Annotated in this window: 20 protein-coding genes; 6 read left to right on the top strand and 14 right to left on the bottom strand. The window is 43.1% G+C overall.

Annotated elements, in window-relative coordinates:
• Positions 1 to 442: 442 nt before the first annotated feature.
• The 6 genes from rho to FN960_RS18455 form a co-directional block, all read right to left on the bottom strand.
• Positions 443 to 1,729 carry a transcription termination factor Rho gene (gene rho, locus FN960_RS18430; protein WP_143850343.1) on the bottom strand — a complete coding sequence of 429 codons (1,287 nt, stop codon included), beginning with the start codon at positions 1,727 to 1,729 and terminating at the stop codon, positions 443 to 445.
• Positions 1,730 to 2,172: 443 nt separating this feature from the next.
• On the bottom strand, positions 2,173 to 3,138 hold the full coding sequence (gene glpX, locus FN960_RS18435) for a class II fructose-bisphosphatase (protein WP_143850344.1): 966 nt from the start codon (positions 3,136 to 3,138) through the stop codon (positions 2,173 to 2,175).
• 44 nt (positions 3,139 to 3,182) lie between these two features.
• Positions 3,183 to 4,466: a UDP-N-acetylglucosamine 1-carboxyvinyltransferase gene (gene murA, locus FN960_RS18440; protein WP_143850345.1), complete on the bottom strand. Its 1,284-nt coding sequence runs from the start codon at positions 4,464 to 4,466 to the stop codon at positions 3,183 to 3,185.
• Between the two features lie 157 nt (positions 4,467 to 4,623).
• Positions 4,624 to 5,265, bottom strand: coding sequence for a fructose-6-phosphate aldolase (fsa, locus tag FN960_RS18445; protein WP_143850346.1), 642 nt, complete (start codon positions 5,263 to 5,265; stop codon positions 4,624 to 4,626).
• 93 nt (positions 5,266 to 5,358) lie between these two features.
• Positions 5,359 to 6,222: a class II fructose-1,6-bisphosphate aldolase gene (fba, locus tag FN960_RS18450; protein ID WP_143850347.1), complete on the bottom strand. Its 864-nt coding sequence runs from the start codon at positions 6,220 to 6,222 to the stop codon at positions 5,359 to 5,361.
• A 276-nt stretch (positions 6,223 to 6,498) separates the two neighbouring features.
• Complete coding sequence (locus FN960_RS18455; RefSeq protein ID WP_306461628.1) at positions 6,499 to 6,852, bottom strand: response regulator; 354 nt, start codon at positions 6,850 to 6,852, stop codon at positions 6,499 to 6,501.
• A gap of 182 nt (positions 6,853 to 7,034) precedes the next feature.
• Here FN960_RS18455 and FN960_RS18460 point away from each other — a divergent pair, with 182 nt between their 5' ends.
• The gene (locus FN960_RS18460) at positions 7,035 to 7,562 is read left to right on the top strand and encodes a DUF2529 family protein (protein WP_185971106.1); all 528 of its coding nucleotides are present in this window, start codon (positions 7,035 to 7,037) and stop codon (positions 7,560 to 7,562) included.
• A gap of 166 nt (positions 7,563 to 7,728) precedes the next feature.
• Here FN960_RS18460 and pyrG read toward each other — a convergent pair whose 3' ends face one another.
• The 3 genes from pyrG to FN960_RS18475 form a co-directional block, all read right to left on the bottom strand.
• Complete coding sequence (gene pyrG, locus FN960_RS18465; protein WP_143850350.1) at positions 7,729 to 9,324, bottom strand: CTP synthase; 1,596 nt, start codon at positions 9,322 to 9,324, stop codon at positions 7,729 to 7,731.
• A 216-nt stretch (positions 9,325 to 9,540) separates the two neighbouring features.
• Positions 9,541 to 10,089 carry a DNA-directed RNA polymerase subunit delta gene (gene rpoE / locus FN960_RS18470; protein WP_438799903.1) on the bottom strand — a complete coding sequence of 183 codons (549 nt, stop codon included), beginning with the start codon at positions 10,087 to 10,089 and terminating at the stop codon, positions 9,541 to 9,543.
• A gap of 113 nt (positions 10,090 to 10,202) precedes the next feature.
• Positions 10,203 to 10,817: a TetR/AcrR family transcriptional regulator gene (locus FN960_RS18475; protein ID WP_143850352.1), complete on the bottom strand. Its 615-nt coding sequence runs from the start codon at positions 10,815 to 10,817 to the stop codon at positions 10,203 to 10,205.
• 136 nt (positions 10,818 to 10,953) lie between these two features.
• Between FN960_RS18475 and cls the strand changes: the two genes are divergently transcribed.
• Positions 10,954 to 12,150, top strand: a complete 1,197-nt coding sequence (cls, locus tag FN960_RS18480) for a cardiolipin synthase (protein ID WP_143850353.1) — start codon at positions 10,954 to 10,956, stop codon at positions 12,148 to 12,150.
• Here cls and FN960_RS18485 read toward each other — a convergent pair.
• From FN960_RS18485 to FN960_RS18495, 3 genes are read right to left on the bottom strand one after another with little or no spacing between them, the layout of a single operon-like run.
• Entirely contained in the window at positions 12,147 to 12,632 is a 486-nt protein-coding gene (locus FN960_RS18485; protein ID WP_143850354.1) for a DUF456 domain-containing protein, read from the bottom strand. The genes cls and FN960_RS18485 overlap by 4 nt on opposite strands.
• Positions 12,633 to 12,638: 6 nt before the next feature.
• On the bottom strand, positions 12,639 to 14,309 hold the full coding sequence (gene argS, locus FN960_RS18490) for an arginine--tRNA ligase (protein WP_143850355.1): 1,671 nt from the start codon (positions 14,307 to 14,309) through the stop codon (positions 12,639 to 12,641).
• Positions 14,310 to 14,337: 28 nt separating this feature from the next.
• Entirely contained in the window at positions 14,338 to 14,781 is a 444-nt protein-coding gene (locus FN960_RS18495; protein ID WP_143850356.1) for a YwiB family protein, read from the bottom strand.
• Positions 14,782 to 14,905: 124 nt separating this feature from the next.
• On the opposite strand from FN960_RS18495, the gene FN960_RS18500 reads away from it, so the two are divergent.
• Positions 14,906 to 15,085 carry a CsbD family protein gene (locus FN960_RS18500; RefSeq protein ID WP_143850357.1) on the top strand — a complete coding sequence of 60 codons (180 nt, stop codon included), beginning with the start codon at positions 14,906 to 14,908 and terminating at the stop codon, positions 15,083 to 15,085.
• A 1,111-nt stretch (positions 15,086 to 16,196) separates the two neighbouring features.
• On the opposite strand, the gene speE is transcribed toward FN960_RS18500, so the two are convergent.
• Positions 16,197 to 17,024: a spermidine synthase gene (gene speE, locus FN960_RS18505; RefSeq protein WP_143850358.1), complete on the bottom strand. Its 828-nt coding sequence runs from the start codon at positions 17,022 to 17,024 to the stop codon at positions 16,197 to 16,199.
• A gap of 148 nt (positions 17,025 to 17,172) precedes the next feature.
• Here speE and FN960_RS18510 point away from each other — a divergent pair, with 148 nt between their 5' ends.
• The 3 genes from FN960_RS18510 to pepF all read left to right on the top strand — a co-directional run bounded on the left by FN960_RS18510 (position 17,173) and on the right by pepF (position 21,333).
• On the top strand, positions 17,173 to 19,236 hold the full coding sequence (locus FN960_RS18510; RefSeq protein ID WP_143850359.1) for a transglycosylase domain-containing protein: 2,064 nt from the start codon (positions 17,173 to 17,175) through the stop codon (positions 19,234 to 19,236).
• A 17-nt stretch (positions 19,237 to 19,253) separates the two neighbouring features.
• Entirely contained in the window at positions 19,254 to 19,445 is a 192-nt protein-coding gene (locus tag FN960_RS18515) for a hypothetical protein (RefSeq protein WP_143850360.1), read from the top strand.
• Positions 19,446 to 19,545: 100 nt separating this feature from the next.
• Positions 19,546 to 21,333 (top strand): oligoendopeptidase F, encoded by a 1,788-nt coding sequence (pepF, locus tag FN960_RS18520; protein ID WP_143850361.1) that lies wholly within the window; start codon positions 19,546 to 19,548, stop codon positions 21,331 to 21,333.
• Between the two features lie 441 nt (positions 21,334 to 21,774).
• Here pepF and FN960_RS18525 read toward each other — a convergent pair whose 3' ends face one another.
• Positions 21,775 to 22,305: a YwhD family protein gene (locus FN960_RS18525; protein WP_143850362.1), complete on the bottom strand. Its 531-nt coding sequence runs from the start codon at positions 22,303 to 22,305 to the stop codon at positions 21,775 to 21,777.
• Positions 22,306 to 22,377: the final 72 nt, after the last annotated feature.

Genomic DNA, 22,377 nt, shown 5'->3' on the forward strand with positions numbered 1-22,377 from the left:
GAATTCCTCACTATATTTACTCATATAAAAACACCCCAAACGTTAGATTTGTCCTCTAACTTTTGGGGTGCACCACCAACTCCATTTATAATGCGCGATTTTGATGAAATGTGCGCGCTGACGGGTTACGCAGTGCTCCGCCTCCCGCATCATCTCCTCGCTAATTCATAATGCGCGATTTTACATTGCCTGTGCTCGAAAAAATCGAAATTGCGCGGAATCAGACACATCATGCGCGATTCTAGACCAGTTTTGCTCGAAAAATTTCAGAATGCGCGGAACTTCACTTTAAATGCGCGATCTTGATTAAAATGTGCGCGCAGATGGGTTACACCGGGCGCCGCCTCCCGCATCATCTCCGCTACCGCTAATGCGCATCTCTCCAAAACAAAAAAACTTGTTGATAATCTCACTTCAGGAGATTTATCAACAAGTTTTACTTTTATGACTTTGTGCTAATCGGGCGTTTTCTAACGCCTTTCATTTCTTGTTCGAGCTCATCGAAGAACTCTTCGTTTGTTTTTGTTTCTTTTACTCGTTTAATAAACTGGTCGACGTATTCTGGAGAATCATTCATAGTCTTACGGATGGTCCAGAGTTTATCTAAATGCGGCTTAGAAATAAGCAGCTCTTCCTTACGTGTGCCTGAACGACGGATATCGATAGATGGGAAGATGCGGCGCTCAGATAGCTTACGATCTAGGTGGAGCTCCATGTTCCCTGTTCCTTTGAATTCTTCATAGATGACATCGTCCATACGAGAGCCTGTTTCAATTAATGCGGTGGCAAGGATGGTTAAGCTACCGCCTTCCTCGATGTTACGCGCTGCTCCAAAAAATCGTTTTGGACGGTGGAAGGCTGCTGGGTCAATCCCTCCTGAAAGTGTACGTCCACTTGGTGGCACATGAAGATTATACGCTCTAGCTAAACGGGTAATACTGTCCATTAAGATGACGACGTCTTTTTTGTGTTCAACCAGACGCATGGCCCGTTCAAGAACGAGCTCAGCCACTTTGATATGGTTTTCAGGTAACTCATCAAACGTAGAGCTAACCACTTCACCTTTTACAGAGCGCTCAATATCTGTTACTTCCTCAGGTCGCTCATCGATTAGTAGCACAATCAGTTCCACATCTGGGTGATTGTCTGCGATGCTGTTGGCTACTTCTTTCATTAGTGACGTCTTACCGGCTTTTGGTGGAGCCACAATTAAGCCACGTTGTCCAAAACCGATGGGAGAAATAAGGTCAATGATTCGTGAGGAAATACGACCAGGCTTTGATTCAAGTTCAATCTTCACTTCCGGATACAAAGGGGTGAGGGCCGGGAAATACGGACGGTCCTTTGATGTTTCTGGCGCTTTGCCATTTACTGCTTCCACATGCAACAACCCATGGTATCGTTCATTTTCTTTTGGAGGGCGAACCTTACCAGATACCTTATCGCCATTTCGTAAGTCAAAACGACGAATTTGGGAAGCTGAGATATAAATATCCTCTACACTCGGCATGTAGTTAATTGGCCGAAGGAATCCAAATCCTTCGGTAGCAATAATGTCCAGGACTCCTTCCATAAACATTAAGCCATCCTGTTCTGCTTGCCCTTTTAAAATAGAAAAAATGAGTTCTCTTTTTGTTAGTTTACTATAGTAGGAAACCTTATATTCCTTTGCCAGCTCATAGAGTTCTTTAAGCTTTAGCTTCTCAAGTTCAGCAATGTGAACACTCATTGTTACACCACGTTTCTATTAATTTTCAAAATTCTGGATCGTAATAGGTGCTACATCTTTTGATCCGCTTTATCTCACTTTGTCAAGACAGCACAAAATAGCCAAAGCTCCTGTTTATAAGAGTTCTTCTGTAGAAAATAGGGAAAAAATATTCTTATTGATCACCTGGGAATTCGCGTGTTTTCTCTTATTTTTTTATAGGAGGGTTCATGGAGAGATAGGTTTGTGGATCTAATTCACATAGCGAGTATATATACTATATTATTCTACCCTAAAACCCATAGATTATTCAATAGGCGCGCAAAAATAGAGGTTGGGACAATCTCGACAACACAACTTTTTACTAGAGTATAACTTTTATATATAAAAAATCCGACCGTGCGCATATGCTTTGTATGCATGTACGGCAGCGTTCGGATCTTTATCTATCTAGATGTAATTATTTAACGAATAACTAAATCTGGCTTTTTGTTCATACTATGTGTGCCGTCTACAAAGCGAACGGTACCTGATTTTGCTCTCATAACAATTGACTGCGTGTCTGCGTTTTGTCCTTTGTAACGTACTCCACGCAAAAGCTCACCATCCGTTACACCTGTAGCAGCAAAGATGCAATCATCGCCGCCCACTAGGTCATCCATTGAGAACACTTTATCCAGGGTTTCAATGCCCATGGAACGACAGCGTTCAACCTCGGCATCATTTTGAGGTAGCAATTTGCCCTGTAGTTCTCCACCAAGACACTTTAATCCGGCTGCCGCAATGACTCCTTCTGGGGCGCCACCTGATCCAAGCATAATATCTACACCCGTGTTATCAAATGCTGTATTTACCGCTGCTGCGACATCTCCATCAGGAAGTAGCTTAATACGAGCACCAGCTGCACGGATATCCTGAATCATTTGTTCATGGCGTTTGCGGTTAAGAATGGTTACAACTAAGTCTTCAACATCCTTATTTTTCGCTTTGGCCACGGCTCGAAGATTATCAATGACCGGGGCATTTATATCGACAAGTCCAACCGACTCGGGTCCAACTGCGATTTTTTCCATATACATGTCCGGGGCGTTAAGAAGTTGTCCGTTATCAGCAACAGCTAGCACTGCAAGCGCGTTCCACTGTCCATATGCAACAATGTTGGTTCCTTCAAGAGGGTCCACAGCAATATCAACTCTAGGGCCATAACCATTTCCTAGTTTCTCCCCGATATAAAGCATAGGTGCTTCATCCATTTCACCTTCACCGATTACCACTGTACCTTTCATCGGGATGGTGTCAAATACATCGCGCATCGCTTCTGTTGCAGCTCTATCCGCCTCTTCTTTATTGCCTCTCCCCATCCATCTTCCTGATGCTAGCGCAGCTGCTTCTGTTACACGTACAAGCTCCATTGATAAACTTCTTTCCATGTCCAAACCCCTTCCAAGCGTATTGTTTCATCTCTAGTGTATCTTTAGCTTTTTACTTGCTCCCGTTCTTCCTCTGACATTTGCTCACGCCAGATTCGGGCACCTAAACCAACAAGCTTTTCTTCTAAATTCTCATAGCCACGGTCGACATGCTCAAGTCCAGATAATTCAGTGACTCCGTCGGCCATTAAGCCTGCAATCAGCAAGGCCGCTCCGGCACGAAGATCACTGGCACGAACTTTAGCTCCCTGAAGTGCGCTAGCGCCGTTTATAATGGCTGAGCGCCCTTCAACCTTAACGTCTGCACCCATTCTCCGGAGCTCATCAATGTGTTTAAACCGTGCATTATAAATCGTATCTGTCACGATACTTGAGCCTTCAGCCTGAGTCAAAAGCGTTGTAAACGGTTGCTGAAGGTCTGTGGGAAACCCTGGATAAACAAGCGTTTTAATATCTACACCTGTTTTTGCTTTATGATTCGAGATTAATACCTGGTCGTCTCGTTCTTCTACAGAAACTCCCATCTCTCTCAATTTAGCAATGAGCGACTCCACATGGTACGGAATAATATTGTCTACTACTACCTTCTGACCAATAGCAGCGGCCAAAATCATATATGTACCTGCCTCAATCCGGTCCGGAATAATGGAATGTCTGCAGCCATGTAAGGACTCCACGCCATCAATTCGAATGACATTGGTACCGGCACCTTTAATTTTGGCTCCCATATTTGTTAACAATGTGGCGACATCAATAATTTCAGGCTCTTTTGCTGCATTCTCGATTACCGTCTGTCCTTTTGCCAACACAGCAGCAAGCATAATATTAATTGTTGCACCTACACTGACAACATCTAAATAGATGCGAGCTCCTTTTAATTCATCTGCTCGTAAATAAATAGCACCTTGCTCGTTAGTTACCCGGGCACCTAACGCTTCAAAGCCTTTAATATGCTGGTCAATTGGACGCGGTCCTAAATTACAGCCTCCTGGTAGTCCAATTACTGCTTTTTTAAACTTACCGAGCATCGCGCCCATCAAATAATAGGAAGCTCGCAATTGCTTCACTCGACCATTCGGCAAAGGCATAGAGAACATATTCTCCGGTTGAATGGTCATTTCATGATCACTTAATTGAACCTCCCCACCTATTTCTCTTAAAAGCTCTGCTAAAAGCTCTACATCTGAAATGGCTGGGAGGTTATCTATGGTCACTGGACTATCAGCTAAAATAGCAGCTGGAATAAGAGCAACAGCACTATTTTTAGCGCCGCCTATTTGCACGGTCCCCTCTAAGGGATAACCGCCTTCAATCATTAATTTATCCATGATCGCACCCTTTCTTTCCTCATCCCGTTCTTCTAACCAGTATATCCAGATCCTGCTTTTTTCTAACCGGATATGAATGATAAACTGGGCAGAAGAACGGAACCGCATTACGTCAAACCAAATCCTTGTGGGCCCATCATTTTCACAGAGAAAATCTTTACTTACGATTCTCCCAATCCGCAAGAAACTTCTCAATTCCTTGATCTGTTAGCGGATGCTTTGTCAGCTGCTTAATGACTTTTAGAGGAATGGTGGCAATATGTGCACCTCTAATGGCTGCCTCTGTTACATGTACAGGATGGCGAACCGAAGCAGCAATGATTTCAGTTGGTAGCTTGTGTGTCTCAAAGATCGCCGCAATTTGGTCAATCAAATCAAGCCCGTCATGTCCAATATCATCAAGTCTTCCTAGAAAAGGAGATACATAGGTTGCCCCTGCACGTGCGGCCAGCAATGCTTGTACCGGAGAGAAAACCAGTGTCACATTTGTTTTAATACCTAATTCAGAAAAGGCATGGACTGCTTTTAAACCATCCGGTGTCATAGGAACCTTCACCGTAATATTAGGGGCAATGGCCGCCAGCTCTTTTCCTTCGTTAATCATTGTCTCCGCATCCAGTGCAATAACCTCCGCACTAACAGACTCAGAAACTAGATCCGTGATTTCACGTAAACGATCGTGAAAATCAACGCCTTCCTTAGCTACTAAAGATGGATTCGTTGTTACTCCTGCTAGAATACCTAATTCTTTTGCTTCGCGAATTTCATCAATGTTGGCTGTATCTATAAAAAATTTCACCCAAATCACATCGCTTTCTTAAGATTAGTATATTAACGAGCATGAAATCGATAAAAGCAGTTCCGCTGAACTGCTTTTATCATGTTTCCCCTATTAAGCCTTGTTGGAAGAGCCAAACTCTTTCATTTTCCCAGCAACTGTTGCTTTAATCGCATCTCTTGCTGGTCCAAGATATTTACGTGGATCGTACTCTTCAGGTTTTGCAGCAAGTGTTTCACGTACTGCTTTAGCTGAAGAAATTTGGCTTTCTGTATTTACGTTGATTTTGGCATGTCCAAATTCAATCGCTTTTTGAACGTCTTTTGTAGGAATTCCTGTTCCACCATGAAGAACAAGTGGAATACCGACTAGACCGTCGATGGTTTTCATGTGGTCAAATCCAAGATTCGGCTCACCTTTGTATGGACCATGAACTGAACCTAAAGCGGGAGCAAAGCAATCTACATTTGTAGCTTCAACTAGCTCTTTACACTCTTCAGGAATCGCATAAGCAGCTTCTGCATCATCTACAATCAGATCGTCCTCTTGTCCACCAATACGGCCAAGCTCAGCCTCAACGGAAACTCCAACTGCGTGAGCCATTTCAACTACACGTTTAGTAAGAGCAATGTTTTCTTCAAGTGGATGATGTGAACCATCAATCATTACAGAAGTAAATCCTGCGCGGATTGCTTTGGCACAGCTTTCAAGGCTAGAGCCGTGGTCAAGGTGAATAGCAACTGGTACATCTACACCATACTCTTCCATTAAAGCTTCAACTAAAACAACAATTGTTCTAAATCCACCCATGTAACGAGCGGCCCCTTCAGAAACACCAAGAATAACCGGAGAGTTCTCCTCTTTGGCTGCTTGAAGAATCGCTTGAGTAAACTCAAGGTTGTTTAAGTTAAACTGTCCAACAGCATAACCCTCTGCTTTTGCTTTGTTCAGCATGTCTGTCATTGATACTAAAGGCATAATGATCCTCCTAATATATATTGCTAATTTTTTCACACAGCGGTGTTAAAACAAGCATAATTTCGATAATAAGTCAGTACAAGCCTCACACCTAATACCCTCGTGTGCATAACCATTTAATACTATGTACTACTTACGTGATTCAATGTACACATCGGTTACCCGTGGTTCATCGGAACGTGTCCATTATAGCATATTATACGTCAAAAACACCCCTTTCACACTGTAGATTTAACGTTTTTTTTAAAATCCACACATGTAGGATGTCGTTTTTTTCTATAGATGATCACGTATTACTTGCCTTACATCATCAATATCAAACGGTTTAGAGAAGTACGTAGCCGCCCCTAACCTGATCGCTTCATTAATTAAATTTAATTCTCCATAAGCTGTCATCATGACGACCTTAATGTTAGGATGTGTCGACTTAATTCTGCGAAGAATTTCCAATCCATCCATCCCCGGAATCTTCATATCTAAAAGAATTAAATCCGGGTTCTCCTCTTCAACAGTCTTAATCGCCTGGACTCCATTCGCCGCTTGAAATACTATATATCCGTCTTTCTGCAAAATTTCATTGAGAAGAACACGTATGCCATACTGATCATCAACTACGAGTAATTTCTTCAATAAAATCCCCCCTTATGCTCTAAGCATTCTTTAGATCTAATGGACTATTTTCGGTGTGATGCATAGGGATTCCTTCTTTTGTTTTGCAGATTGTTAAAATTCCTCGAAAAATGTTTCAAAGGCATGAAATATTGAAGTTTGTTACAATCATAAAAGCAAATCATCTAAAAAGGAGTCAAATCATGCTTCGTATCTTTACCACACAATTAACTGGACTTACAAAGGAATTCCTTCAAAAGCAAGAAGAACAACTAGAAGACGCCGCACGCCTTTTAGCTCAAGCCGCCATCTCTGGCGGGACCATTTATATCGCTGCTTACGGAGAAATGAAAGCTATTCAAGCCGAAGCATTGCATGGAAAAGAACCGCTAATACAAGCAGCCGCATTCACTGACGAGGCATGTAAACAGCTGTCAGATAGGGACCGTATCATCTTAGCAACGCGATCCTCAGACGATCCCGAGGCTGTTGCCCTAGCAAAAAGTTTACATCAAAAAGGAATCCCTTTTCTTTCTATTACAACCTTAACAGGGAACGCCGATGATTCTCTAGTGTCTTTTTCCGACATTATTCTTAATCTAGGCATTCAACACAGCTTAGTTCCAACGGATAATGGCTCTCGCATCGGCTATCCAGCTTCCTTGCTTGGACTCTATGCCTATTTTTATCTCTCACTTACATTAAAGGATATGTTGATGGAGCTTGAGTGATAGGTTAGTGGGTTCTGAGCGGTGAGGGCTTAATTAATTTTAGCGAGCTTTCCCACAAATTCTGAATGCCCCTCCCCCTCTTCCATAGAGCTCGTAACGGCTTCTGCACAACATTCCCAACAAAAAAAAGATGCGCAACTCTTCGTTACGCATCTTTCTTCTAAATTTAGTTCAGTGAAGCTTTGATAAAATCTCTGAATAGTGGCTGTGGACGGGTTGGTCTTGAGACGAATTCAGGGTGGAACTGGGATGCGACAAAGTATGGATGGTCGGCTAGTTCGATGATTTCGACAAGGCGTCCGTCTGGGCTTGTGCCCGAGAAGATAAAGCCTTTCGCTTCCATTTGGGCACGGTATTCATTATTGAATTCATAGCGGTGGCGATGTCTTTCGTAGATGACTTGCTCGCCGTATGCCGCTTTGGCAACTGAGCCTTCTTGCAGTTTGCATGCATATAACCCGAGGCGAAGAGTTCCGCCTAAGTCTTCGATGTCCTTCTGCTCTGGAAGGAGGTCAATGACTGGGTATGGTGTGTCTGGGTTAAGCTCTGCTGAGTTTGCGCCTTCTAGATTCAGCACATTGCGCGCGTATTCTACGGAGGCGAGCTGCATGCCAAGGCAAATGCCTAGGAAAGGTACCTTGTTTTCTCGTGCATAGCGGATTGCCGTGATTTTCCCTTCAATTCCACGGTCTCCAAACCCACCTGGGACTAAGACTCCATCCACATTTTGAAGAAGGTCAGCGACATTTTCATCTGTTACTTCCTCTGCATTGATCCATTCGATTTTTATATCAGCGTCGTATGCGTAACCGGCGTGGCGCAACGCTTCTGCTACAGAAAGATAGGCATCTGGTAGGGATACGTATTTACCTACAAGCCCGATACGGACGGTCTGCTTCAAGTTACGCACGCGTTCGACTAACTCTTCCCATTCTGTCATATCTGCTTGCTTGGTTTCTAACTTCAGATGATCACATACGATGTCATCTAGCTTTTGCTTTTGCAAGGCTAATGTGACTTGGTATAACACATCTGCATCTTCCGCTTCAATGACTGCTTCTTTACGAATATCGCAGAACAAAGCAATTTTCTCTTTCATTTCGTGTGGCACTGGGCGTTCTGTACGAACCACAATGACGTTCGGCTGAATGCCTAGTGAACGCAGTTCTTTGACACTGTGCTGAGTAGGTTTTGATTTCATTTCCCCTGCAGCTGCTAGATAAGGAATCAGTGTGCAATGTACGTACATCACATTTTCAAAACCTACATCACTTTTGATTTGGCGAATCGCTTCAAGGAAAGGTAAGCTTTCGATATCACCAACCGTTCCGCCGATCTCTGTAATAACGATGTCAGCATTTGTTTCTCTGCCTGCGCGGAAGACACGCTCTTTGATTTCATTAGTGACGTGAGGAATAACTTGTACGGTTCCACCAAGATAATCACCACGACGTTCTTTCTTTAGCACAGAGGAATAGATCTTCCCTGTGGTTACGTTGCTATTCTGGCTCAAATTAATATCAATAAATCGCTCATAGTGACCTAAGTCTAAATCCGTCTCTGCTCCATCATCGGTGACAAATACTTCTCCGTGCTGGTAGGGACTCATGGTTCCTGGATCCACGTTAATGTATGGGTCGAACTTTTGGATGGTTACACTCAACCCTCTATTTTTTAATAATCTGCCTAGTGAGGCTGCGGTAATTCCTTTTCCAAGTGAGGAAACGACACCGCCTGTAACGAAAATATACTTTGTTGCCATGCTTGATCTCTCCTTATGATTGCTCACCTAGGTGGCCACAGGTCACGCTATTTCTTTAGGGAAGGCCGGTAAAACAAAAAAAACAAAAGCGGCAGTCTCCCTCCAGTAAAGGGGGCGCTCGCTTTTGTTTCTACTTATCTATATCCGTTCATTATACGATTTCTTAAGCCCAAGGATGATTCTACCTAGAAAATGTGGATAAGTCAAGTGCTTGTCTTAACGATCTTCTTCTTCCTCATCATCAAAGGAATCGTCGTCTTCATCCTCTTCTTCGTCATCGTCATCATCAAAGCCATCAAGGTCTTTTTCATCATAATCTTCTTCAGATGAATCTTCCTCGCTAGAGATTTCATCCAGCTCATCTGCCAGATCTTCAAACTCGTCCTCTTCTGAATCATCTAGCTCGTTATCATCAACTAAATCCAGATCATCGTCATCCTCGTCAGCTGATTTTTTCTTTTTCTTCTTAGGTGCAGCAGCCGGAACAGGCTCTTCAATTTGATCGATAGGGTACCATGATTTTAAGCCCCAACGATTTTCTCCAAGTGTGATAAAGCGTCCATCTGTATTTAAATCGGTATACAAAAAGGATATGCGGTTATTCACATCTTCTTTGCTTAAGCCTTTAATTTCGGCAATTTGATTCACTAATTCATAATATTCAATTGGTTGATTTTTCTCTTGCATTAAAGCAAATGTAATCTCTATCATCGACATTTCCTGTATCTCGTCAGCACTCAATGTACTCAAATTCAAACCGGGCACGCCCTTTCACCATTATCTATACGATCCCATTCGTCTATTATCCGTTAAAGATCATCTTTTTTATTATAAACATATTTTCATAAAATATGCTAGAGCTTCCTCAAATAGCGTTCTTACTCTCGCTTTAGTAGATTCTTAATCTGCAAAGCTATGTATTCATCAAGTGTAAAATGCTTTCGGATCGCCCATCTTCTGAACGTCCACATTTGTCCTGCCACTAACAAATTATGCGTGAACAGCTTTTGCTCTTTGTCTGTGAATTGAAAAACACCCTCTTGGTTACACGCAGAGACCATTTCTTCCATCATAGCCGCCATCTCTTCTTCTTTTTTTAACACATAAGGAAGAGTTTCTTTTGGTAAAGACTTTGTCTCTTGATACATAACAAGCACTTCATCCTGCATGGAATCAATGACGGTAAAATATGCGCGTATCGCTGCTTCTAATCGTTCCACAGCAGAACCCGACGTATAAAGTTGTTTCTTTAGCCGTTCTGTGACTTCCTCATATATGGCATCGCAGACCAAGTAAAGCACATCTTCCTTTGTGCCAATGTATTCATAAAGCGTTCCTATACTAAATCCGGATTCCTTAGCAATTTCTCTAGTGGTTGTGCGGTGGAATCCCTTTTCTATAAATAACCGGACAGCCCCTTTTATAATCTGCTCACGCCGTTTAAGAATGAGCTGCTGATCTTTAACTAAAGATGGAACAGACTTCTTTTCCATACAGCAACAGACTCCCTCATTAGTATTTGACCTTATCTTATCATGACCCTTCAGATAAATTCAAAATGCTTTTTTCATGAAAGCTATTGGCTTAGGGCATAGTAAGATCAAAATCACTTTCTAAGGAGAGACCAAGATGAAACCTTTACTCATTAGTATCGCCTTCATTATTCTTGTATACATCTGGTTTCGGATAGATTATCGCATGGGTATGGCTAAACTGCGAAAAGAAGCTCACCAAAAAGTGCAGGAAACACGTTATCCACATGCTTCTTTGATTGATAATGGCGAGGATTTTTTTGTAAAACTGTTTCATGATATTCATCACGCACACCATCACGTGCATATTTTGTTTTATATCTTTAAAGAGGATCAAATTGGTACACGGTTGGTGGATCTGCTACTAGCCAGGGCCAAAGAAGGTATCGACATTATTTTAATGGTTGACTGGATCGGTTCAAAGCTTTCACGAAAAACCATCAAGACATTGCGAGAAGCAGGCATCACGTTTACCTATTGCCATATCCCAACCTTTCCAACCATCTTCTTTTCCTTAAACCAACGAAATCATCGAAAAATCGCCGTCATTGATGGAAAAATCGGGTACATAGGCGGATTTAATGCAGGGGATGAATACCTTGGCCGCTCAGCTAAATTTGGTTTCTGGAGGGATTTGCATTTGCGTTTGGAAGGTGACGGTGTTCAGGATCTTCAATCTCAGTTTTTAGAGGATCTTGAGCAAACAAATGCAGATTATTTTCATAAAAATCAGTACTATCCAAAGCTCACTAAAGGGAAACATATGGTACGGCTTGTTCCGACAAATGGGCGCTTTCTTGAGCAAATGTTAATTGAAACACTGCAAAAGGCGCGTTCCTCCATTTACCTTGGGTCTCCCTATTACATCCCTGGTCCTCGTGTACAGGAAACCTTATTAAATGCTGCGCAAAATGGTATCGACGTTAAGCTCATTCTGCCGCAGAAGTCTGATCATCCTCTGGTAAAGGAAGGCTCTCTTTCATATGTAGAGCGTTTAGTGGAAGCAGGAGCGTCAGTTTATCACTATGATCAGGGGTTTTACCACGGAAAAGCCCTGGTCACAGACCAGAGCTTAGCATGGGTAGGAACATCCAATTTAGACAAACGCAGCTTTCATTTGAATAATGAGATGACCTGCCTTCTATATGATCAAGAGAGTGTACAACAGGTGTTGGATTGCCTGATACACGACATGTCGATCTCTGAAGCCTTAACAGTGGAATCTTTGCAAAATCGCTCTCTTTTCAGTAAAGGTAAGGAACAGATTGCTCTCCTGCTTTCAAACCTTCTTTAGAAAAGAAATGCCTCGAGGAAGAACCAAATGATTAGCACTGTCTGAATGATCGCCTTTGCGACTGTGCCACTTAAAAAGGCTAAAAATGAAGCAAAGGCAATCTTCACAGCACGTTCAAAATCCCGCTGTAAATAAAGCTCAATAATTAAAACCAGTACAAATGGCACGACGATAATACCGAATGGTGGGATCACAAAGGAGCCTACAATCACACCTACCATCGCCGCTCGCTCACCCCAGGCCGATCCGCCATACTTTTTTACAAAATACCGACTCGCTAATAAGTCCGCTACAATTAAAACAACCGTTAAAATAACTGCTGCCGTCCAAAAGAGCCAGCTTAATGAGCCGTCTGTTACGCCAAACTGATAGATAAAGAATCCAATCCAAAGCACAAGTACAGACGGCACAATCGGGAAGATTAGGCCTGCATAGCCAAGAATAAAACAGACTGCTATGAGAATCCACCAAATAATATCCATGTTAGACTACATCTTTTCAGGAGCAGCGACCCCGAGTAATGCTAATGCATGCTGGATGGTTATTTGTGTTGATTTCATTAATGCTAAACGAGCCGCACTCTTCTCAGGCTGCTCTGCATCTAAGACACGCTCTGCATTATAGAAGCTATGCAGGGCGGACGCCAAATCATGTACATAATTGGCTATCTTATGCGGTGTGCGTTTCGCCGCTGCATCCGCCACCACTGCCGGATAATCACCAATGGCTTTAAGTAAATCGTATTCTTTTTCAGAAGCGATTGGAGTTAAGTCTGTTTCCGCGTTATAGGATAGACCAAGCTCCTCACCCTGACGCAGCATACTGCACACCCGAGCATGCGCGTACTGCACATAGAACACCGGGTTCTCATTAGACTTAGATACAGCCAGATCCATATCAAACTCTAGCTGCGTATCAAGGCTTCTCATCGCAAAGAAGTAACGTGTTGCATCAAGACCAACCTCTTCCATAAGCTCCCGCAGCGTTACCGCTTTTCCGGTCCGCTTACTCATCTTCACCTTCTCGCCACCCTGCACGAGGCTGACCATTTGGGTGATTTGAATATCGAGCTTAGTCGGATCATAGCCAAGTGCTTCAATTGCCGCTTTCATCCGTGCAATGTAGCCGTGATGATCCGCTCCCATCATGTCAATAAGACGATCATACCCGCGATTAAATTTATCCTCATGGTACGCAATATCCGGAAGTAGATACGTGTAGCTTCCATCCTTCTTAATCAGAACACGATCTTTATCATCACCATATTTTGTGCTACGAAGCCATGTTGCTCCGTCTTCCTCATATATTTCATCTTGTTTACGCAGAACATCAAGCGTACGATCAATCACGCCTGATTCGTATAAGGATGTTTCAGAAAAATATGAATCAAACTCCACACGGTAATCTGCTAGATCCAGCTTAATTTTATCCAATGCTTTATTCAGACCATACTGACGAAAAGCCTGCAATCGCTCCTCATCAGATAGCTTTAAGTAAGCATCCCCCTCGCTTTTAGCTAGCTCTTCACCCATTTCAATAATATCCTTACCGTGATAGCCATCCTCAGGCATTTCTACATCTTTCCCTAATGCTTGCTTATATCTTGCCTCAACAGAGTATGCCAAATTATTAATTTGATTGCCTGCATCATTAATATAATATTCACGGCCTACCTGATAGCCTGCTTTCGTCATAATTCTGCACATCGCATCTCCCACAGCCGCTCCACGAGCATGCCCTAGGTGTAATGTACCTGTAGGATTAGCAGAGACATACTCTACAAGGATTTTCTCCCCTTGCCCTGCATCACTTTCCCCATACGTTTCTGCGTTAGTGAGCACATCCTGAATAACTTCACGCAGGTACGATTTATCCATATAAAAATTGATAAAACCTGGGCCCGCAATATGAACCTCTGAAACTGATGCTTTTTCTTTTTGCAGTTGGTCTACAATCGTTTCAGCGATCTGTTTAGGTGCTTTTTTAGCTACTCTTGCTAACTGCATTGCAATGTTTGTTGCATAGTCACCGTGTGATTTATCTTTAGGTGTTTCGAGCAGAATATCTGGAATCTCCTCTGCCTTAGCCAGTCCTGCCTCTATCACCGCTGCCTTAATTTCATCCTTCAAGACCTGTTTAATCTGTTCCACGCTATTCATGATTCCGCGCTCCTCTAATAAGTAATGGTTATTCTTCTGCTTCTTCTAATTTGAGTCTGATTTCATGCGTTCCTGTTGACTGACCCTGTAAAAAAAACTGATAGCGAATATAAATTTTCCCTCTAGGCTTTTGCAAGCTTGGCCATTGTACAATCACTAATTCAGTGTCTGCTCTAGTTTCCCAGGAGGCCTCTGGTGTTACGTACCGCCCAAGCGTCTCCTCACCAGAACGGAATATCTGCCTCATTAAGACATCCCCCTGACGTATCAGAGTCAGCTCCTCGCCATCCCATTTCATCGTCGTTTGAACTTTACTATCTACTCCAAATGTCTCAACGAATCTCAAATAATCCTGATTTCTTTTATGGTATAACTCACCTTCTGTTGAAAATTCATACGACTCCATCTCGCCATGTAGCTCTATATTGGTTTGAAACGTTAAACGTAATCGTCGTTTTAATGGTTTATTCATGCGGCGCACACCTTCCTACCTATCAAGTTTAGCGAGTTTGTCCAGCACATGCAAGAAGCTCTTATGTTTAGTATTTCGGAAAACGTGATATATATATAACAACAAGAAAAAGGAGGAACCAATCATGAGCAAAGATAACGGTGTTGGAGATAAGATTAAAGGTGCAGTAAATAAAGCCAAAGGTGAAGTCAAAGACCAAGCCGGAAACGCGACAGATAATAAGTCCCTCCAAGCAAAAGGGAAAAAGGATAAAGTAAAAGGTGAAGTGCAAGATACTGTAGGTAAAGCAAAAGACGAGAAATAAAATAAATAAGAGCTTGTCGGTTCATCTCTTTTTTAGGAGAGGGTCGGCAAGCTTTTTTTGGCGGCTCATGTTTTGTTTCTTCGACGTCGCTCCCAAAATTTAGGCACGCTTACCGCGGGAGTACCTGAGCTAATCTGGCTGTACCCCTTTATATCAATGAACCTTTGTATCGAGACCATTGAAAAAGTCATGTAAGAATGAGCTTAATGGCGCCGCTACAGGAGAACCCTACGCTTTCCGCGGGAACGGCCTCAGCCCTCGAAGCGGAAAACCACCACTTCGATGTCTTCAGACGCGTTCTGTTCCGCAGGAGTCTACGGGTTCTCCTTCCGCTCATGTTCCCAATCAGTAAAATGACCAACATTCCTATCTAAGGAAATGAGGTCTGTTTTTTTGTTTGAAAGAAGATTTACTATCATATAAAGCTTCTTTTTCAGTGGCCTCCGTTTCATCCCGCAGGTGTCGGCCTATCTACACAATAATAAGGACTTGACCCTCATTGGCAAGAGTGATGACCTCCTTACCAAGACCAAGAGCTCTTCTCCAAGAAGAACGGGCTCACTAGCAAGAGCAATGGCCTCGTTACCAAGACCAGGAGCTCTTCTCCAAGAAGAACGGGTTCACTAGCAAGACCGATGACCTCCTTACCAAGACCAAGAGCTCCTCTCCAAGAAGAACGGGTTCACTAGCAAGAGCAATGACCTCCTTACCAAGACCAAGAGCTCTTCTCCAAGAAGAACGGGCTCACTAGCAAGAGCGATGGCCTCCTTACCAAGACCAGGAGCTCTTCTCCAAGAAGAACAGGTTCACTAGCAAGAGCAATGACCTCCTTACCAAGACCAAGAGCTCTTCTCCAAGAAGAACGGGCTCACTAGCAAGAGCAATAACCTCCTTACCAAGACCAAGAGCTCCTCTCCAAGAAGAACGGGTTCACTAGCAAGAGCGATGACCTCCTTACCAAGAACCTAGGTTCTCTCTTAGATCAACAGACTCCATACCAAGGGCAATGCCTCTCTTACTAGGTATTGAGCAGCTTTTCGAAGGCGCATTCTCGGCTTTCGTCTATCCCTATTAAACAGTTAAAAGCTCAGCATTCAGCTGAGCTTTTTTCTTACTTCAAAAGATCGCCAACAAATTTCGGTAGAGCAAATGCTGCGCGGTGGATGTCTTTTGTGTAGTATTTTGAATCGATTTCGTGGAATCGGTCTTCACTTACTTCAAGTGGGTCATGCTTTTTGGATCCAATGGTGAAGGTCCAGAGTCCACTTGGGTAGGTTGGAATGTTTGCTGTGTAAACGCGTGTGATTGGGAAGATTTCTTTTATATCCTTGTACACGTTACGGATCAACTCCTGTTGGAACCATGGGTTGTCTGTTTGCGCAACGAAGACGCCATCTTCATTTAATGCTTTTGAAATGCCTTCGTAAAATCCTTTTTCAAACAGCTTCACTGCGGGTCCAACGGGTTCGGTTGAATCAACCATGATGACATCATATTCGTTCTCTGATTGAGCAATATGCATGAAGCCGTCAGCGATTTGCACGTCTACTCTTTCATCATCGAGTGCTCCGGCAATCGTTGGAAGGTATTTTTTTGAGTACTCTACGACTTTTCCATCAATCTCAACTAATGTCGCTTTCTCCACAGATGGGTGCTTTAGCACTTCGCGAATGACGCCTCCATCTCCTCCACCAACCACTAGCACGTGTTTTGGATTTGGGTGCGTGAATAATGGGACATGCGCCACCATTTCGTGATAAACAAATTCATCTTTCTCTGTTGTCATAACCATGCCATCAAGAACAAGCATATTGCCGAATTCCTCAGTTTCAATCATGTCCAGCTGCTGAAAGTCAGTTTTTTCTGTATGTAAAGTTCGTTTAATTTTAGCTGTAATTCCAAAGCGTTCCGTTTGTTTTTCTGTGTACCATAATTCCATGTTCATCACCTCTTATTTATTTGCCGATACCCAAGCCAAGTATATAGCAAAAAAAGAATCATGCCAATTCTCTTTATGCTCATGTTTAAAAAAGTGAATGAAAACCTATCCTGTATATAAAAACGTCACGCAGGAGGTGGCAGCTGTTATGCAGGTGGTTCTTAATCGCAAAAAAAAGCGACAGATCCGGTTACTCCGTTTTACGATACGGTCTATTTTACTTGCTCTTATTTTTTCTGGTCTTTTTATTCTTGGATTGCTTTCTTATACGCGTATGCAGGGGCCACCGCCGATTCAAGTTCCTCAGACCACGGTTTTCTATGGATCTGATGGTTCGGTTATTGGGGAAGACCACGGTGGTGAGAACCGCTACTGGCTATCATTTAATGAAATGTCTCCATATATTTTAGATGCAACGGTTTCGATTGAGGATCGAAAGTTTTATAAGCATTTTGGCTTTGATCCGGTTCGGATTGGTGGGGCCATTCTTGCTAATATCAAAGCTGGTTCAAGTGCCCAGGGTGCAAGTACGATCACACAGCAGTATGCCCGAAACCTATATCTAACACATGAAAAAACCTGGACTCGTAAATGGAATGAGCTGATGTATGCCCTGCGCCTTGAAATGAATTACAGCAAGGAGGACATCCTGGAGGGCTATCTAAATACCGTTTATTATGGGCATGGTGCTTATGGTATTGAAGCCGCAGCGAATTTTTTCTATGACAAGTCTGCAGATGAATTAACCTTAGCCGAAGCATCCATGCTTGCAGGTGTTCCAAAAGGGCCGAGCTATTATTCTCCCGTTACTGATTATGAACGTGCAAAAGCGAGACAGGAATTAATTCTTACGAGCATGGTGACAAATGGTTACATTACTACCGAAGAAGCGGAAGCAGCAAAAGCAGAGGAGCTTATTTTTGCAGAGACGGAGAGCCAGACAAGTGAGGTGGTTGGACCCTATTTTCAGGATGTGGTCATCAATCAGTTAACGTCTCTTCTTGACCTTAGTGCAGATGAAGTAGAAACAGGCGGCTATCATATCCATACAACGCTTGACCCAAAGATGCAAAAGGAAGCTGAGCATTGGGTGCAGGAAGAAATGCCAGATTCGACACTACAAACGTCTCTCGTAGCCATTGATCCAAGATCCGGCGGTGTACGTGCAATGGTAGGCGGCGTAAATTACGCTGAAAGTAGCTATAATCGTGCCACTCAAAGCAAACGTGAGCCCGGGTCAACCATTAAACCGTTACTCTATTACGAGGCACTACAGCATGGCTTCACAGCTGCCTCTACTTTTATGAGTGAACCAACAGAGTTTGTGTATGATGATGGGCGACAAACGTATGCACCCAAGAATTTTAATAACCATTACGCTGAGGACTTCATAACGATGCAGCAGGCGCTGGCGGTATCTGATAACATTTTTGCGATTAAAACACATCTGTTTATCGGACCGGATAATTTGGTACAGATTGCAGACAAATTAGGACTCGGTTCATTTAAAAATGTTCCCTCTCTTGCCTTAGGTTCCCAAGCAGTGAGCCTGCTTGACTTAACAAATAGCTATGTTCCCTTTGCAAATGAAGGGCTTTATAGCGAGCCGCAGTTTATTTTAAAGGTAGAGGATGCAGAAGGAGCCATCCTGTATGAACAAGAACCCGAGCTACAGGAAGTACTCGATCCTGTTTCTGCGTTTTTGATGACCGAGATGATGACAGGCATGTTTGATCCTGCATTAAATGGCTATACCAGCGTGACTGGGAGTTCTGTGGCCCCATTATTGAATCGACCAGTCGCCGGCAAATCCGGATCTACCCCTAAGGACAGCTGGATGGTTGGTTTCACGCCGCAGCTGGTGACCGGGGTTTGGGTCGGTCATGACCGTGATCAGGAGCTAAATCAGCATGATGAAGGTCCAATCTCTAAGAAAATTTGGGCGAACTTTACCGAGCATGCCCTTGAGGGACAATTAAAGCTACCCTTCCATAAGCCTCAAGGAGTGACTCGCGTGGAGGTTGACCCACAAAGTGGTCTACTCGCGAACGACGCTTGTCCAGGCGGTGTACCAATGTATTTTAAAGAGGGAACAGAACCAACATCAGCCTGCACTTCGCCCGAAGAGCAAGAAAAGCTTGAAGAACAAAAGCAGGAAAAAGAACGATTCATGGATCGATTTAAACGGTGGTTTGGCCAGGATGATCATTAAAACAAGGAGGTCTACTCATGAGTAAACGTTCAAAAATCGCTCTTAGGGTTATCCTTGCTACCACCTTTGGCCAGACCCTCCTTTTTCTTATTGCTGCTCTCTTAACAGGGAACTGGAAGCTACTTGTCTGGAGCTCCACATTTGGCGTCATAGTTGGCATTCCCGTCCTGCTTATTGTAATGAGACAAATCCGCTTAAAGAAAACCTAAAGATCTTGTATGTGAAGCAGCAAAGATGCATACCTTTAAAGAGAGATTCTTTCTCATTCATGCTACACTATGCTTACGATTTAATTAAAGGAGTGACAGGATGACCACATACAAAAGCAGGCAGGAAATACCCGAGGAAGAAAAGTGGAATCTGCAAGATCTATACCCGGAGGAAGTTGATTGGCACAGCGATTTAAAGAAAGTTGAAGCGTTAGCTAAAGATCTATCCGAGTACGATGGGAATATAAAGGATGGACAATCCTTGTACGAGTTTTTAAAGAAACAAGAGGATCTAAGTTTTATCTTTACCCAGGTGTACGCCTATGCGATGTTTAGTACTGATATTGATACAAGAGACTCTAACGCCCAATCCCTAAAGGATCGCGCTACACAGGTCAGTGTAAAAGTAGGCTCAGCTACTTCATTTTTCATGCCATTCCTTCTTACTCTTGAAGAAAAGACGTTAAAGTCCTACATAGAGGAAGTGAAGGAGCTTGAATACTTTGAAGAAGAGCTTTGGGACTCTTTCAGATACAAAGCGCACGTGCTGACTAAGGAAAAAGAAGAAGTCCTATCTGCATTAGGAGAAGCCCTTTCGTCACCTGACCGAACCTACGGTATGCTAAACAATGCGGACATTCAGTTTGGCACGGTCACGAATGAAGACGGCGAGAAAGTGGAAATGACCCGCGGCATGTACTCGAAGCTCATTGAGGATGAAGATCGCAGCAAACGGAAGGAAGCGTATTTTGCGTATTATAAGCCGTATGTTCAGTTAAACAATACGATCGCCTCGACACTATCAGCAGCGATCAAAAATAATGTAACCCTTTCAAAGCTACGTCAGTATGAGTCAGCACTTGGTAAGTCATTATTCACGGACAAGGTACCAACTGAGGTCTATGAGAATCTGATCGCTACAGCAAAGAATAATTTGGAACCCTATCATCGCTACACTGCTTTACGTAAGCAGATACTCGGTGTCGACGAGCTTAGACAATATGACCTAAACGTATCGCTTGTGAGCGGCGCCAAAAAAGATATCTCTTATGAAGAAGCTTATGAAACCATGCTTACAGCCCTTGCTCCTTTAGGTGAGGAATATATAGAGACCCTAAAGGAATTTAAAGAGAAACGGTACATTGATGTGCGGGAAACACCTGCCAAACGCTCTGGCGCTTATAATATGGGGGTTTATGGCGTACATCCCTTTGTACTTTTAAACCATCATGATGATCTTGACAGCTTATTCACGCTAGCACACGAGATGGGGCACGCCATGCACAGCCATTACTCAAGCACCCATCAACCACAAATCACTGCGAGCTATACCATCTTTGTGGCAGAGGTAGCTTCAACAGTAAATGAAGTGCTGCTTATCCATCATTTACTCGAGCACTCCACTGATAATGACGTACGAAAATATCTACTCAACCACTTCATGGATCAGTTCCGAGGCACCTTCTTTACCCAGGTGATGTTCGCTGATTTTGAGAAACAAACCCATGAATTAATTGAGCAGGATGAACCGTTAAATGCTGAGAGGTTTAATAAAATTTATGAAGACCTATTTCGTGAGTACAATGGACCCGACATCGTGTTTGATGATGAAGTAAAATACGGATGGTCACGCATCCCGCATTTCTACCGTCCATTTTACGTCTATAAATACGCCACAGGCTTCGCTTCCTCTATCCAGATTGCCAAACGCATCTTAGATAAGGAAGAAGGCGCTCTGGAGGACTATTTAACCTTCCTAAAAAGCGGAAGCTCTGAATATCCACTGGATTTGTTGAAAAAGGCCGGCGTGGACCTGACCACACCAGAACCAATTGAATCCGCCCTCGCTTATTTTGGTGAGATTGTAAGTGAATTTGAATCATTGTAGGGGATATGACCATAAGCCAATGTCATGAAGGTGCCATTGGCTTTTTGTGTCGTGTGGCAGGGGCAGGAGAGGGCTTTTGTTTTGCAAGGGGGGACGAAGAAAGTAGGTGATGAGGACCTGAGCAAATTTAATATGTGCGGAAATCAAAAACTCCCATGCTTCCTTTACAAAGCATGGGAGTTTTGCTCCAGTATGAGTATGGTGGCTCTATCGTTTCACTTTCAGCTTCTATCGTTTCACTTTGACCTCCATCGTTTCACTTTCTCCATCCATCGTTTCACTTTCACTTCTATCGTTTCACTTTCTCCATCCTTCGTTTCACTTTCACCATCTATCGTTTCACTTTCTCCTCCATCGTTTCACTTCCTCCTCCCCCTCATATCCCATCCATCCCACTACTCTCTCCCCACAAAAAAACAGCAAGCACTATGTGCTTACTGTTTAATCCTTTTGCAGGGCATCGTGAAGTTCGGCGTCTGAATGGTTCCACATTTCTTCGTTGTGGCTCTTGAGAAATTCGGCCAGTAGGTGACGAGATTTCTTTTCCATATCATCTACAACAATTTTGCCTTTTAAGGATTTATCCATTTTGTTCACGTGCTCTGGCATGCTTTTGTAGCCGCGTCTGATTTCCGTATCAACACGCATTTCACAGCCTGCGACCCCACCATAATACGGTTTGTTCTCTTTAGAAAGAATCGTTACCCAGACGAGCCAATACAATTTGCCATTTGGAACCTTATCTTTTTCCTTTAAAAATTTAATTCGTTTTTCCACTGAGGATCTAGCGTGGAGGGCGCCCATATCTACAAAAACTTCATCGTCCTCTGGGTTAACAAAAACAGGTGTCATATTATCCAGGTTTAGTGTTCCTGCACCATAACCACCATGCCCATCAGTCGAATCCCCGCTTAATATCGTAAAACCGGTTGATGTCTTTTTCTTTAAGTTCTTATTATTTAATAAATCCATTAGCTGAACTCCCCTTCAACTTGTTCCGTTTGTTTTTTTTATTTTAACACATTCAGTCTTTGGTTCCTATTT

The sequence above is a fragment of the Alkalicoccobacillus porphyridii genome, assembly GCF_007293315.1.
GTDB lineage: Bacteria > Bacillota > Bacilli > Bacillales > Bacillaceae_D > Alkalicoccobacillus > Alkalicoccobacillus porphyridii.